We start from the raw sequence: 14,310 nt of genomic DNA on the forward strand, positions 1-14,310 counted from the left end.
CTCTCCTCTATATACTTAAATTATCGCATAATGAATGTTAAAATATTAGTATTCAATTACTTTTCATCTTATTTTGAGTTATAAACTCTATGACAATGAAATATCTACTAGCTTTTTCTTGCTTCACTTTTCTATTTTCTCTTCAAGGATATACCCAAGATTCACCTTCTTTTGAATATAAGGGTAACATCAAATTTGGTGTACCAATGGGTGATTTTCCTTCAATCGATTTTTCAAAAAAGGAACCTACTATTTCATTGAACAAACCTTTTAACAAGGCCGATTTGGTCCAAACTCCAGTTTTTTACAATAGGGAACCGAGTGAAATGGGTATTAAATTCAAAAGAAATCCGCAACCTGAAATGGATTTCACACTTAGAATCCAACAGCTTCCTTACATTAGCAGCAGGATGCCGATCCAAGAATTCCCGGAGGATAAAAAATATACGCTTTTGATCAAGGAGTATAATTAAAAGGACTCCTATACTGGGACATTTTTTCGATTCTTCTTGTAAATTACTCCAAGAAGAATCGAGTCATGAATCAAGCAAACACCACCTCAAAACCTCAAGTTACTCTAGATAATTATTTAGACAATCACTATATCAATCGAAGCAATTGGTTGAGAGCGGCGGTCTTGGGTGCCAATGATGGAATTATTTCTGTTTCTAGTATTGCGATTGGGGTTGCAGCTGCGAGTAGTACAAGAGACCCTGTCGCTTTGGCTACAGTAGCAGGATTAGTTGCTGGAGCTTTGTCTATGGCTGCTGGTGAATATGTTTCAGTTAGTTCCCAAACTGACATCGAAAAAGCTGATATCAAAAGAGAGGCTCAGGAATTGAAAGATATGCCTGAAGCAGAGGAAAGAATACTTGCTCAAATTTATGAAAAAAGGGGCCTTCAACCCGAAACTGCTAAGCAAGTTGCAAAGGAAATGATGGAGTTTGATCTATTGGGCAGCCATGTTCGGGATGAATTAGGGATCAATGAAATCAGCCAAGCAAACCCAATTCAAGCAGCATTGGCTTCGGGTGCTTCTTTCACCTTAGGGGCCATACTCCCACTTCTAGTAACCTTGCTTGCCCCAGTTGAATCCATGGAATTTTCATTGTACGGATTTTCGATTGTATTTCTAGCACTAATGGGTGGACTTGCTGCCAAAACAGGCGGATCGCCCATTTTTAAAGCCATTATTCGGATCACAATCTGGGGCACTTTGGCCATGGGATTAACCGCCTTGGTAGGATCTCTATTTGGAGTAAATGTTTAAGAAAATGGATCAATTCCCAAATCTTACGCTTGTTCAGATTTCTGAAAAGCTTGTAATCGGAAAGAAGTCCGAAATCAGTTTGGCAAATTTTAATGTGGCTGAAATTTGGCAGAAATTTTCGCCAAAAATAAAAGAAATCCGAAACCGAGTTTCCCCGGATTTACTTTCAATCACCATCTACCAACCCGACCATTTTGAGAATTTTTCAGCAGAAAAGACTTTCGAAAAATGGGCAGGGGCAGAAGTCGATTCATTTGAAAACCTCCCTGAAGGACTGGATCAATTGATTATTCCTGCGGGGAAATATGCGGTATTTCATTACAAAGGATTACCGACTGACAACCGAATTTTTCAATTGATTTATTCTCAATGGCTGCCTACTTCTGAGTTTGAACTGGATCAAAGACCGCATTTTGAGGTTTTGGGAGAAAAGTATAAAAATGGAAGTCCTGATTCCGAAGAGGATATTTATATTCCAGTAAAAAGAAAATAAACAAAAAAGACCCAAGAGATTGGGTCTTTTTTGTTCCTATATGCTGAAATTAAACAGCGGTATACCCTCCATCAGCGATGAAATAAGATCCTGTTGTAAAGGATGACTTATCTGAGGCTAAGAAAACTACCAAATCTGCGATTTCTTCTGGAGTACCCAGACGATTCATGCTAGACTTACCGGCAATCATCTTTTTCATATCATCAGTTAAATTGTTGTCAAGAAGTGGAGTAGCAATGTATCCAGGTCCAACTGCATTACAACGAACACCTAGCTGACCATACTCGGCAGCAATATTTTTGGTTAACCCGACAACACCATGTTTGGATGCTGTATAGGCAGGACTCATAGGTGCGGCAACAGTTCCGTGTATGGAAGCGATATTGATGATACTTCCTCCTCCATTTTTCACCATTTGCTCCAACTGATAGCGACAAGCGTAGAAAACGCCATTTAGATTTAGTCCTATGACCTTATCCCAGGCATTCACATCATATTCTCCCGTCAAAGCTGCTGGACCTCCGATACCCGCATTGTTACATGCCACATCCAGTTTTCCATAAGCTTTTACAATTTCCTCAACGACCCTCTTGTTTTCTTCTGCGCTGGAAGAATCAGCTTTGATAAAAATAGCTTCTCCTCCATCTTTTTTAATGGAATCAACGACTGCTTGACCGTGGTCAGAATTAATATCAGATACTACAACTTTGGCTCCTTCTTTGGCATATGCTTTTGCAATAGCTTCTCCGATTCCTGAGCCTCCACCTGAAATATAGGCCACCTTATTTTCTAACAATAACATAGTTTTAATTGATTGGTTATTATGGTTAGAAAACATCCCGAGGCTCCTTTCGGTTCTCAAAAAGTCACTTTTAAACCCAAATAATCCATGACATTTCTCACCTTTTGAAAGAACGATTTTGGAGTAGCGTATAACAACAAGATCTCCAGTCAAATAGCACAAAAAAGCCCGATTCTTAATAAAATCGGGCTTTTGAAAATTCGTTTATTTAGTCAAGGGCTTGTCCCTCTGCATTTCTATCATATCAACTGGCGGAGGTGTATTGTCTCCCAAAAGATGCTGCACAAAATAGTCTCCCATTCTCCAAAAGAAATACTCTGTCATATTACCATAACCGTGTCTCTGTCCCGGTAGCATTACAAAATCAAATCTCTTTCCAGCTTTGATCAATGCCTCTGCCATACGAATGGTATTAGCTGGGTGAACATTATTATCAACACCACCCGTAGAAAGCATCAGTCTACCCTTCAAGTTTTTTGCTAGATCAGGGTTCTTTTCAATCTGATAAACAAAGGTTGTATCACCCTTTGGAGAAATTTGCTCTTTAACTCCATGATGCTTTTCAGACCACCATCTGTTGTAGATGTTGTTTTCATGATTACCTGCTGATGAAACAGCCACTTTGAACACATCTGGATAAACTAACATGGCTGCAGTGGACATAAATCCACCTCCTGAGTGACCATGGATTCCCACCTTGTTTCTATCGATGTAATCGTACTTATCAGCTAATTGCTCAATGGCAGCCTTTTTATCAGCCAAACCATAATCTCTCAAATCTCCATAGCCATAATTATGATACCACTTGGATCGAGCTGGATGACCTCCTCTATTTCCAAGAGTGATTACTACGAAGCCGAACTGAGCCAAACGGTCAGTTCTATCCAATCTGCTGCCAAAAGCCTTGTTCACAGCCTCGGTTTGTGGACCTGGATAGACATATTCAATGATTGGGTATTTTCTTGTAGAGTCAAAATCAAAAGGCTTATACATCACTCCATACAAGTCGGTAATTCCATCATCAGCTTTGAATTTGAATGGTTCTGGGAATTGATAACCTGCTGCAAAAAGCTGGCTCAAATCGGTGGTTTCCAAATCCATTACTTTGTTACCACTTCTGTCTTTCAAAACGGAAACTGGAGTGGTATTTACTCTTGAATAAGTATCCACGAAATAGCTTGCATTGTCATTGATGCTTATGTCGTGAGTAAAGTCCCCTGAATTCAACAGACTTACGGCTCCTCCATCCAAACTAACAGAATACAAGTGCTCGTAATAAGGATCTTCTCCTTTTTCTCTTCCATTTGCTACGAAATAGACTTTTCTATTTTTCTCATCAACTCTTGCGGTTCCGCTCACATGGTAAGGGCCTGAGGTCAATTGACGTTTCATCGATCCATCTTTTCCATAGAGGTAAAGATGTGCCCAACCATCTCTTTCTGACCACCAGATCATGTCATTTCCTACCAATTCCAATTTGTCAAAATCGATATAGGTATTGCTTCTTTCCTCGATCAGAACTTCCTTCTCATTCGTAGTTAGATTCCATCTTACCACATCCACTTTTTTCAAATCTCTGGATGTCAATGCGAAATAAAATTCATCCAAATCTCCCAACCAAGTCGCAGGTCTAAAGTCATCATCTCTTGTATTGGCAGCAGGTGTTATTGACCAAAGAGATATCGTCTGATCTTTGAAGGTTGAAACAGGAAGCTTGTTCAGTTCCATAGATTCGAATGAAAAATGAAGCAATTCTGATTGTGGCTGCTCTTTTTCCCCTGGCATGGCGTATTTGTAAGTCTCCAAAGTTGGTCTAGGATCCCTAGTATTGTGAATTACCCAAAGGTCCTTTACCTCTCTTGAATCAGATCTTGTCATGACAAACTGCTTGGAATCTGTACTCCAAAGAAGCCCTACTCTCTTTCTGTCATCCTTTTTCTTTTCTTCCTCGACATTATCATCTCCGCGGCCTCCCCAACCATATTCGTAATCCTTTTCCCCATCTGTTGTCAATTGATTTTCAACGATAGTAGAATCTTTTTCATCTTTGACAGCCTTCAAGAAGTTCTCTTTATCCATCCAATACAAATTGTAGTTTTTGCCATAAACTACCTTAGAGGAATCAGGTGAAATATTAGCCCAAGAAAGTCGCTTTGGGTCTTTTTCAGTTTCAACTTCAGTTAAAGTTTGGTTAGATATGGTATACAAAAATGTATGGGTCTTTTTCTCTAATGAATCCTTCGCATTTTTGTTTTTGGCCTTGATTTCATCCCAATCAGATTTCAGGACATCAGCTGTAGATTTCACTTTGAATCGGATCGTATTTTCATCATCCATCAGTTTCAAATCATCCAATTTCAAATGCTGACCATCATAAGGATCCTTAACAGCCTTGGTGATTTCAGCTGCAAGTTTATCTCTGTCAAAAAGCTCAGTTTTTGATTTTCTAACAGGGTCTACTACATACCAATTTTTGCCTTCACTTGTCTCATATTCATACCAAAACCGGTCTGATTTCTTCATCCAATGGGGATTTACGGAAGTAGAAAACACCATTTTCCTCATCTTTTCTGGAGAAAATCGTGCTGCCAATTCATAATTCCCCTTGTAAACAGGTTCCTGTGAAAAGGCAGAAAAAGCCAGAACAAAGAACCCGGAAAGGAGTAAAATTTTTCGCATAGTTATTTGAGTTGATATTCTAAGCGAAGCTAAAAAATGAGGCTTAATGACTCTTTACCGCTTGAATAAAAACACCAAACACGCTCAAACTAGGAGGAGAAGGGACTCAAATTCTCCAACTAGACTTTGTATAATCTGGAAATAATTTGGTCAATAGACCTCCGGCAAAATAAAATTGATAATAGACTAACATGATCCCTACCGTAAAAGGCAATTCAAATGTTTTCAGATCAACTCTTTTACCATTTTGGAAACTAGATTTGATAGCTTTTTTACTTCTAAAAAGGTAAATCTTAAAGAATCGTTTAAATGGGTTTTTATGAAAAAACTCTTTTTCAAACAGGCGACCATAATCATCCCTGCCTTCTGCCAAAGCCCTGGTAAAGAAATGAGAAGCGCCATTAGGACATGGATGAGATGCTGTTGCTCCACTATGCTTATAAAGCTTTATTCCTTTTGCTTTCATTCGCTCCCAGAGCAAAGTGTCTGCTCCTCTTGTAATTCCCTCATTCATCTCAGGGTAAGGATTTTCTAGCATCAATTGTCTATTTGCAATATAATTATTGGAAAAAATCAATCCTACTTCATCCAATTTGGAAGCAACTGGAGGGAGAGGAAAAAACCAAGATAAAGCAAAAGCTTTTCCAACTAAATCTGAATAATCTATATAAGAATAACCAGAAACTACTGAATCTGGATATTGATTATGAGTTTCTAGCATAATTTCTAACCAATCAGCCCCAGGTATAATATCACTATCTAGAAAGATTATCTTTTCACCTTTTGCCAGCTTTACACCTTGGTTCTTCAACTCAAAATAATGAGCATCTTCCACATCAATTACAGAATAAGGAATTGAAACTTTCAAATCATTTTCTGCAACAACTTCATCGATAAAATCCTCGATAAATTTTTTGCTCACTTGTTTTTCATTGTGAAGAATCAACATCTCAATCGTCTCAGACCTTTTGTTGGTTTGATTGAATATTTGAATCAGTAGTTCCTTTGTTCTTTGCAACTCTGCCAAAACAGCGTTTTCCCACTCTAAAACAATACTTATATCCATTTTTATTCGATTAAAAATTACATTAAACAGAACCTAAAAATATAATTCTTTAAGACGATTTCTAATATTTTTTCATAATTATAAGAAATTTAGTTCTCCATCTAACTAAATCAGTACCTGGGATATAGACATTTCACATCTACTTAACCTTTTCTTCATCTAAACCAAAGATTATTTTGAAATCATGACAATCACTTAACAAACTAAACATCATGGTTTTATATTGAGGGTATACCTTTCGATCAAAACCAACAGAGTGAAGACACATTTCAAAACTATCATCATCTCAGATGTCCACTTGGGCACAAAAGGTTCGAAAGCCAAAGAAATTGCCCGCTTCCTAAAACAATATCGATGTGAAAACCTCATTCTCAATGGGGACATCATCGACGGTTGGCAACTCAAAAAATCGGGTAGCTGGAAAAGAAAGCATACTCGCTTTTTCAATCGAATCATCAAAATGATAGAAAACCACAAAACAAACGTGGTCTATCTGAGAGGAAATCACGATGATTTTTTAGATCAAATTCTACCTCTTCAGATCGGGAATCTCTCGATCCAAACCGACATGATTTACGAAAGTCATGGCAAAAAATATTTCATTACTCATGGAGACGTGTTTGACAGCATCACTACAAATCTCAGGTGGATCGCTTATATCGGAGATGTGGGATATACTTTTCTACTTTGGCTAAATAGAGTAGTCAATCACTACAGAATCAAAAGAGGTCTTCCATATTTTTCACTCTCCCAATATATCAAAGGCAAGGTAAAATCAGCCGTTTCCTACATCGATCAGTATGAGGAAGAACTGGCAAAAATGGCTAAGGCAAAGGGATGTGACGGAATCATCTGTGGACATATACACAAGGCAGAAAATCGCTATATCGATGGAATCCATTATCTCAATTCAGGTGATTGGGTGGAGACCATGTCAGCCCTTGCAGAAGATGAAGACAGCAACTGGCAATTGATCTATTATAATGAAATAGACTTCAAAAGTTCTGCAAATCTGCACATTTCATCCTTTTTCGAAGGAGAGAACGAGAAAAATTCCGATATTATTCCGTTGAAACAGGTTTCTTTTGACCGGAACAATGACGATCAAATCGAACCACCAGCTTTTAGATCATGAAATTTTTATTTTTAGTTCAGGGGGAAGGAAGAGGGCACATGACCCAAGCTATTTCTTTTGCCAAGTTAGTCCGAACTCAAGGACACACTGTCTGTGGTGTTGTTCTGGGAAAAAGTAAGAGACGTGCCATCCCGGACTTTTTCAAAAGAGAAATCTCCGCTCCCATCCATTGGATTCCGAGTCCGAACTTTGTCTGTGACAAAAATGAAAAACGAATCAGTTTAAGCAAAACCATCTCCAAAAACCTGATTCAAACTCCCAAATACCTTCAAAGTCTTTGGCAAATCCACAAAATCGTACAAAACCACCAACCAGACATCATTGTCAATTTTTACGACCAATTAGGAGGACTTTACAATTTGATTTTTAGACCCAAAGCTGAATATTGGGTTATTGGACATCAATACTTGGTCAACCATTCTGAATTCATTTTCCCAGAAGGGAGATCCTTGGAAAAGTCTCTTTTTAAACTCAATACTCAAATCACTTCTCTTGGTGCAAAAACCCAATTGGCATTGTCATTTGAGAGATTAAACTCTGAAGGAAAAACCCAGATAGTTCCTCCGCTATTGAGACCTGAGATCAATTACCTCGAACCAACATCTGGAGATTTTTTACTGACCTACTTAGTCAATCCAGGCTACTCGGAAGATGTCATCAAGTATGCAAAACAAGTTCCAGATCAAAAAATAAAAGTTTATTGGGATAAAAAAGATGCCTCAGAAACTGTTCAGGCACTTCCCAATCTAACTTTTCATCAAGTCAATGATAAAAGTTTTCTGCAAGACATGGCAACTTGCAAGAGTCTAGTTTGTACGGCTGGATTTGAATCGGTGTGCGAGGCCATGTATTTGGGGAAACAAATTATGGTGGTCCCTGTGGAAGGCCAATACGAGCAAGCTTGCAATGCTTTGGAAATCCAACATAGAAAAATCGGGATCACATCCTCTTGCTTTGATTTTAGCCTTTTGGAAAATAAGCCACTGGAGCAAACAAAAACTCCCCAGGAATTTATTCAATGGCAAAATTCCTGGGGAGAAATACTTCAAAATCTATTATCCAAGGAGGAAGTTACTTGGGAAACCACCACTCCGGCATTGGAAATTGGCTAAGACTTAGCAGCCGTTTGCCGCTCTTTCCTCTGGAGTAAGCTCTGATGGAAGCTTAAACATCTCTACTCCATTTCTGGTGATTTTTACGTAAGGCTCAGCAGGTAAAGTAGGTTTAGTCACCTTACTTTTGGCCAAATAATCTAAGGACATATATGAATTCATCACCTGATCGTAAAGACTCTGAATCTGATCTTGATCAATTTCACTTTTGAAAATGAAATGCTGCTTTTCGTTCCTTTTCAATTCATAAGAATAGAACAATTCATTATATGCTTCTAATAAGGTTTCATCTGCCATTCCATCGTATGGAGGGGGAGGTGGAAGTGTTGCTTTCTCTTCAGCAGTCAAGTCACCTGGTTTCTTGAAATACACCTCTCCATCCTTTTCCAATCGAATAAATGGATCATATGGATGCTTGGGTCTTTGAGTCTTTCTCTGTAAATCCATTGGAAGTCTGAAGTACTTTCCTCCCAAATCCAAGAACTCATTTAAAATTTCTTTTTGTTCATCAGCAGATCTTTGGATATAGTGAACTCCAGTAGCTAATCTTTCTTTATAAACTTGAAGATCATTCAAATATTCAGTCAAATCATTAATTCGTTCATTCGATCTTGGCCAAATAGATGAATTACTTAAATATTTGATCTTTCTTACATCCAACTTCCTTAACTCAGTTTGAAAGTCAGCCAATTGACCCATCGGAACTCCCGGATCTACAGAAAGATTAACCAAAACGTGGTTATCAGAGTCTTTTAATAGGTCCTTTAAATCAGATATTGCATAAACTTTCCCCTCATACTTAATTCCACCACCTATGTTCAGATGAAAATCAAGCTCCTCTGAATTATTGATGGACTTTGACTCTGATCCTGAATCTTTCGCAACCTCAACGCTTTTCTTCTCACTAAATCCATAAATCACTAAAGCAATTACCGGTAAAAGCACCAGAAGCTTAATCACACGAATAGTGGATTTTGTCTGCTTTTTCATCATTTCGAGACGTTTTTTGGTTAAAGAAAAATTCAAATTACTAACAAGAGAATTGGAAGGGTTTCCAGCCATAAATTGAAGCAATTCTTGTTGATATTGATGGATCGGCCATTTTTTAAGAACTGACTGATCTGCTATAAATTCATGGTTTAGCTGGATGCTTTGCTTAGCCCAATACAAGCCTGGATGGAACCAAAACGGGATCATCAATAGCTCTATAAATAATATATCCCAGCTATGTTTCCCATTCACATGCGACAATTCATGCTCAAACACCGCATCAGAAATCTCCTCATTTTCAAACTCCTCTTTTGTAACAAAAATGTAATGAAAGAAAGTATATGGAATGACTTTCTGGGAAAGTAGAACCAAGGTTTGACCACGATAGGTCACCTTCAAATTCTTATTGACCTGATTATAGAGTACTCCAATATTTTTGACAAAACGGATTAAGAATACTATCGAAACCATGCCATAGACAATCCACAACAATATTTGCCATGGAAGCTCTGTTGGCAGCTCGGTAAGGACTAATTCCTGATTAGAGACATTTTCAAAAGTGGGGATTACATTTTCCCCAAAATTCAATGATTCCACAAAAACAGGAGCCTGTTTTTCTACAAAAACCACTTTTTCAATTGTGTTTAGCGGAATCAAAAAAGAGAAAATAATTGCCCCTAATAGGTAAAAGCGATTGAATTGGTAAAACACTTCCCGCTGAAGCAAAAGCCTATGAATGGCCAGAAAGACCATCAGACAAATCACGGATTTCAATAGATATTCCATCAGCTTTTTTGGACTAGTTTTTCTTCAATTAGAGACTTCAATTCTTCAAGTTCTTCTTTGGATAAGTCAGTTTTCTTCGTGAAAAAAGAAGCAAACTGACCTGGAGAATCATTGAAAAAGTTTTTGATCAAGCCATTGATATGTTTGGAGAAATAGTTTTCCTTACTGATCAATGGAAAATATTGTCTCATATTCCCAATCGTCTCATAAGAGACAAAATCTTTCTCCTGCATCCTTTTCAACAAAGTGGAAATTGTAGTGGCTGCAGGCTTTGGGTCTGGATACATCTCAAGTAGCTCTTTTTGAAATGCTTTTTTCAAAACCCAAAGGTGATTCATCAATTCTTCCTCAGTTTTAGACAGTTTCATAATTACAAATTACTTTCTACAAATGTAGAACACAAAATCAATTCTACAAGTGTAGAATGAAATTTTTAACATTTTTCAGAGAATTTGATTTTTGAGGAAAATTGGAATTCTATGCAACAAATCATGAATTCCTGCCTTATTAAACTACTTACTTCGTAGAATATGGACTTTTACAATCCATTTTTTCAAAAATCCATTATCTATTTGACCTAGTTCAAAAAATTGGTGAATTCGACCATATTCAGCGATTTACGAAAGAGAAGTCCTAATTTTGATCTTTAAGCAACGAAAACTTATATTTTCGAGACTGCTCAAATCAGAACCTACATGTTAGCTGAATATACACGATTACAAGAGGACCGCGATTTTACCAAACATTGGAAAAAATGGGGTCCTTATTTAACTGAAAGACAATGGGGCACCGTTAGAGAAGATTACAGCCCTGATGGTGCTGCTTGGGAAAATGTTACCCACGATGATGCCAGAAGCAAGGCCTACAGATGGGGTGAAGAAGGCATTGGAGGAATCTCAGACTACAAGCAAAAACTTTGTCTTGCTTGGGCTTTTTGGAACGGGAAGGACCCTTTTATCAAGGAAAGACTCTTTGGATTGACTGGAAATCAGGGAAATCATGGAGAAGATGTCAAAGAAATCTATTACTACCTAGACTCCACTCCCACTCATTCCTACATGAAGATGCTCTATAAGTATCCTCAGACAGAGTTTCCATATGGTGAATTAGTCAATGAAAATGGGAGAAGAAGTAAGACTGATCGAGAATACGAACTCATCGATACAGGGGTATTTGATGATGATCGCTACTTTGACATTTTCATAGAATATGCAAAGCATGATGCAGAGGATATTATTGCCAAAGTAACTATCCACAATAGAGGCCCTGAATCTGCTCCGCTATGGGTAATGCCGACTTTATGGTTTCGAAAAACCTGGTTTACCGGCCATGAACCCTTTCTTCCTAAGCTAAGCTTGGTTCGATCCAACCAAATCAAGGCCTTTAACCCTAAGTCAGGAAATTACTCCATCACCTTCGATGGGGCTCCAGACATTCGCTTTTGTGACAATGAAACCAATAGAGAACGCTTATACGGAATCCCGAACGAGAAGAAGTTCCTAAAGGATGGAATCAATGATTTCATCGTTAAAGGTGATGATTCCAAACTTAACCCAGCATTTACCGGCACCAAGGCTGCGGCTATTTATAAACTCGATATCAAAGCAGGTGAGAAAGCCGAAATAGTATTGAGGCTACAACATCAATTGGAGGATGAACCCCTTGAAATATGCAATCACTGCCTTCAACAAAGAAATAAGGAGGCTGATGAATTTTACAATCATCTTCAAGAAAGAGTAACAGACCCTGACTTAAAATCCATCCAACGTCAGGCCTATGCTGGAATGATGTGGTCTAAGCAATTTTATTACTACGATGTAGAAAGATGGCTTGAAGGAGACCCCGGACGATACAGTCCACCAAAAGAGCGAAAACAAGGAAGAAATCATGATTGGAGACATCTTCAGAATTATGACATCATTTCCATGCCGGACAAATGGGAATATCCCTGGTATGCTGCATGGGATTTGGCATTTCACTGTATTCCAATTTCAAGGGTTGATCCAGAATTTGCCAAAGACCAACTTCAGCTTCTCCTGAATGAATGGTACATGCATCCAAATGGACAAATTCCGGCTTATGAATGGAATTTTTCGGATGTCAACCCTCCTGTCCATGCTTATGCGGTTCAACGGGTTTATCAGATTGATAAAAAGGCAAATGGCGGAAAAGGAGACCAAGAATTCCTAGAAAGAGCCATGCATAAATTGATGTTGAACTTTACCTGGTGGGTCAATCAAAAGGACTCCGATGGCAAAAACATCTTTGAAGGCGGCTTCTTAGGACTAGATAATATCTCCTTGTTTGACCGAAGTCATGCTCAATATTACCAAGGGAAATTGGAGCAAGCTGATGCGACTTCTTGGATGGCGATGTTTTGCTTGAATATGCTTCGGATTTCATTGGATCTCTGCGAATTCAACAAAGTCTATCAATTCACCGCAACCAAATTCCTAGAGCACTTCCTGTATATAGCAGGAGCAATGAACAATATTTCCGCTGAGCAAATATCCCTTTGGGATGATGAGGACAACTTTTTCTATGATATTTTCCACGTCCCTGGAAAAGAACCAAAGAAAATGAAAGTTCGATCTATCGTAGGATTGATCCCTTTATTTGCAGTCGAACCTATTCGTGAGGAGCTTTTCGATCAGCTTCCAGAATTCAGAAAGCGACTGGATTTCTTCCTCAGGGAAAAGCCAAAACTAGCTGCTTTGGTTTCTAGCTGGATCCAACCGGGCTACGACAAAAGAAGGCTTTTTTCATTGCTTAGAGGGCACCGGATGAAGAAAGTTTTGCAAAAAATGCTAGACTCAGATGAGTTCTTAAGTGATTTCGGGATTAGATCTCTTTCCAAATTCCATGAAAGAAAGCCCTATACGATGAAAATCAATGGAGATACGTTCTCCATCAAATACACTCCGGGAGAATCCGATACCCGAATGTTTGGAGGTAACTCCAACTGGAGGGGCCCGATTTGGTTCCCAATCAATTACTTGATCATCGAGTCCTTGAAGAAGTTTGACTTCTACTACGGAGGAGATTTCAGCATCGAATACCCAACAGGTTCGGGCAATTATATGACCATGGATGTGATAGCCAAGGAACTTTCTTTACGCTGTATCAAGATTTTCATGCGTGATGAAAATGGGAATAGACCTTTCAATGGGACTCAGGAAAAATTCCAAACCGACCCGAATTTCAAGGATTACATTCTGTTTTATGAGTATTTCCAAGGTGATAACGGTGAAGGGCTAGGTGCCTCCCATCAGACTGGATGGACGGGATTGGTTGCCGAAATGATCCATAAATTCTACAAAGAGAAAAAACCACACACTTATGGTAACTCTACCACCCTATTTAGAAGCTAACCGACTAGAAGCCGGCTGTGATGAAGTAGGTCGCGGATGTCTTGCTGGGCCTGTTGTAGCAGCCGCGGTAATTTTACCTCAGGATTTTTCAAATCCATGGATCAATGACTCCAAAAAATTGCGAAAATCCCAACGCGAAGAATTAGTGGATGAAATCAAAAACTCAGCGATTGCTTGGGCTATTGCTGAGGCTACAGTTGAGGAAATTGATCAAATCAACATCCTCAACGCTTCCTTCTTGGCAATGAAAAGGGCAATTCAGCAATTGAAAGTTGAGCCCGAACATTTGCTGATTGATGGAAATAGATGGAAATCTGATCTCTCTTATCCATATACCTGCGTCATCAAAGGCGATGGAAAGTTTGCCAGCATTGCTTCTGCATCTATTCTCGCAAAAGTCCATCGAGATAATTTCATGGAAAGTCTGGCTTTGGAATTCCCTCATTATGGGTGGGAAACCAACGCGGGGTATCCGACGAAAATCCATAGAGCCGGAATTGAGAATTTTGGCAAAACAATCTGGCATCGGACCAGTTTTCAATTATTGCCAAAACAGATGATGCTAGACTTAAAATAAAAGCCAACTCTTTCAAGTTGGCTTTTTCA

General features: G+C 38.6%; 12 protein-coding genes. 7 read left to right on the forward strand and 5 right to left on the reverse strand.

From position 1 onward, the window contains the following. Window positions 1–95 precede the first annotated feature (95 nt). The 3 genes from BUF13_RS12120 (at window position 96) to BUF13_RS12130 (ending at window position 1,763) form a co-directional block, all read left to right on the forward strand. Window positions 96–473: a hypothetical protein gene (locus tag BUF13_RS12120; RefSeq protein WP_073572064.1), complete on the forward strand. Its 378-nt coding sequence runs from the start codon at window positions 96–98 to the stop codon at window positions 471–473. A gap of 65 nt (window positions 474–538) precedes the next feature. Next, the gene (locus BUF13_RS12125) at window positions 539–1,270 is read left to right on the forward strand and encodes a VIT1/CCC1 transporter family protein (protein ID WP_073572065.1); all 732 of its coding nucleotides are present in this window, start codon (window positions 539–541) and stop codon (window positions 1,268–1,270) included. Between the two features lie 4 nt (window positions 1,271–1,274). Next, complete coding sequence (locus BUF13_RS12130) at window positions 1,275–1,763, forward strand: GyrI-like domain-containing protein (RefSeq protein ID WP_073572458.1); 489 nt, start codon at window positions 1,275–1,277, stop codon at window positions 1,761–1,763. 49 nt (window positions 1,764–1,812) lie between these two features. Here the strand turns inward: BUF13_RS12130 and BUF13_RS12135 are convergent, their stop codons facing one another. The 3 genes from BUF13_RS12135 to BUF13_RS12145 form a co-directional block, all read right to left on the reverse strand. Then, window positions 1,813–2,565 (reverse strand): SDR family NAD(P)-dependent oxidoreductase, encoded by a 753-nt coding sequence (locus BUF13_RS12135; protein WP_073572066.1) that lies wholly within the window; start codon window positions 2,563–2,565, stop codon window positions 1,813–1,815. A gap of 204 nt (window positions 2,566–2,769) precedes the next feature. Further along, a complete protein-coding gene (locus BUF13_RS12140; RefSeq protein WP_073572067.1) occupies window positions 2,770–5,244 on the reverse strand; it encodes a S9 family peptidase in 2,475 nt (824 codons plus the stop codon). A 106-nt stretch (window positions 5,245–5,350) separates the two neighbouring features. After that, window positions 5,351–6,310 (reverse strand): glycosyltransferase family 2 protein, encoded by a 960-nt coding sequence (locus BUF13_RS12145; protein WP_073572068.1) that lies wholly within the window; start codon window positions 6,308–6,310, stop codon window positions 5,351–5,353. Between the two features lie 256 nt (window positions 6,311–6,566). Between BUF13_RS12145 and BUF13_RS12150 the strand changes: the two genes are divergently transcribed. Further along, window positions 6,567–7,445, forward strand: coding sequence for a UDP-2,3-diacylglucosamine diphosphatase (locus tag BUF13_RS12150; protein WP_073572069.1), 879 nt, complete (start codon window positions 6,567–6,569; stop codon window positions 7,443–7,445). Beyond that, window positions 7,442–8,557, forward strand: coding sequence for a glycosyltransferase family protein (locus BUF13_RS12155; RefSeq protein ID WP_073572070.1), 1,116 nt, complete (start codon window positions 7,442–7,444; stop codon window positions 8,555–8,557). The genes BUF13_RS12150 and BUF13_RS12155 overlap by 4 nt, the downstream gene beginning before the upstream one ends. A gap of 3 nt (window positions 8,558–8,560) precedes the next feature. Here the strand turns inward: BUF13_RS12155 and BUF13_RS12160 are convergent, their stop codons facing one another. Both BUF13_RS12160 and BUF13_RS12165 read right to left on the reverse strand, forming a co-directional pair. Further along, window positions 8,561–10,333: a M56 family metallopeptidase gene (locus BUF13_RS12160; RefSeq protein WP_073572071.1), complete on the reverse strand. Its 1,773-nt coding sequence runs from the start codon at window positions 10,331–10,333 to the stop codon at window positions 8,561–8,563. Further along, the gene (locus BUF13_RS12165; protein ID WP_073572072.1) at window positions 10,333–10,701 is read right to left on the reverse strand and encodes a BlaI/MecI/CopY family transcriptional regulator; all 369 of its coding nucleotides are present in this window, start codon (window positions 10,699–10,701) and stop codon (window positions 10,333–10,335) included. The genes BUF13_RS12160 and BUF13_RS12165 overlap by 1 nt, the downstream gene beginning before the upstream one ends. 327 nt (window positions 10,702–11,028) lie before the next feature. On the opposite strand from BUF13_RS12165, the gene BUF13_RS12170 reads away from it, so the two are divergent. Both BUF13_RS12170 and BUF13_RS12175 read left to right on the forward strand, forming a co-directional pair. Further along, the gene (locus BUF13_RS12170; RefSeq protein WP_073572073.1) at window positions 11,029–13,704 is read left to right on the forward strand and encodes an MGH1-like glycoside hydrolase domain-containing protein; all 2,676 of its coding nucleotides are present in this window, start codon (window positions 11,029–11,031) and stop codon (window positions 13,702–13,704) included. Continuing rightward, window positions 13,673–14,281, forward strand: a complete 609-nt coding sequence (locus BUF13_RS12175; RefSeq protein WP_073572074.1) for a ribonuclease HII — start codon at window positions 13,673–13,675, stop codon at window positions 14,279–14,281. Before BUF13_RS12170 ends, BUF13_RS12175 begins: the two co-directional genes overlap by 32 nt. The last annotated feature ends 29 nt before the right edge of the window (window positions 14,282–14,310 follow it).

This window comes from Algoriphagus zhangzhouensis (assembly GCF_900148515.1).
GTDB classification, from domain to species: Bacteria; Bacteroidota; Bacteroidia; order Cytophagales; family Cyclobacteriaceae; genus Algoriphagus; species Algoriphagus zhangzhouensis.

Coding starts and splice junctions, on each gene's coding strand:
- BUF13_RS12120 (WP_073572064.1), top strand. CDS start 96: ATGAAATATCTACTAGCTTTTTCTTGCTTCACTTTTCTATTTTCTCTT.
- BUF13_RS12125 (WP_073572065.1), top strand. CDS start 539: ATGAATCAAGCAAACACCACCTCAAAACCTCAAGTTACTCTAGATAAT.
- BUF13_RS12130 (WP_073572458.1), top strand. CDS start 1,275: ATGGATCAATTCCCAAATCTTACGCTTGTTCAGATTTCTGAAAAGCTT.
- BUF13_RS12135 (WP_073572066.1), bottom strand. CDS start 2,565: ATGTTATTGTTAGAAAATAAGGTGGCCTATATTTCAGGTGGAGGCTCA.
- BUF13_RS12140 (WP_073572067.1), bottom strand. CDS start 5,244: ATGCGAAAAATTTTACTCCTTTCCGGGTTCTTTGTTCTGGCTTTTTCT.
- BUF13_RS12145 (WP_073572068.1), bottom strand. CDS start 6,310: ATGGATATAAGTATTGTTTTAGAGTGGGAAAACGCTGTTTTGGCAGAG.
- BUF13_RS12155 (WP_073572070.1), top strand. CDS start 7,442: ATGAAATTTTTATTTTTAGTTCAGGGGGAAGGAAGAGGGCACATGACC.
- BUF13_RS12160 (WP_073572071.1), bottom strand. CDS start 10,333: ATGGAATATCTATTGAAATCCGTGATTTGTCTGATGGTCTTTCTGGCC.
- BUF13_RS12165 (WP_073572072.1), bottom strand. CDS start 10,701: ATGAAACTGTCTAAAACTGAGGAAGAATTGATGAATCACCTTTGGGTT.
- BUF13_RS12170 (WP_073572073.1), top strand. CDS start 11,029: ATGTTAGCTGAATATACACGATTACAAGAGGACCGCGATTTTACCAAA.
- BUF13_RS12175 (WP_073572074.1), top strand. CDS start 13,673: ATGGTAACTCTACCACCCTATTTAGAAGCTAACCGACTAGAAGCCGGC.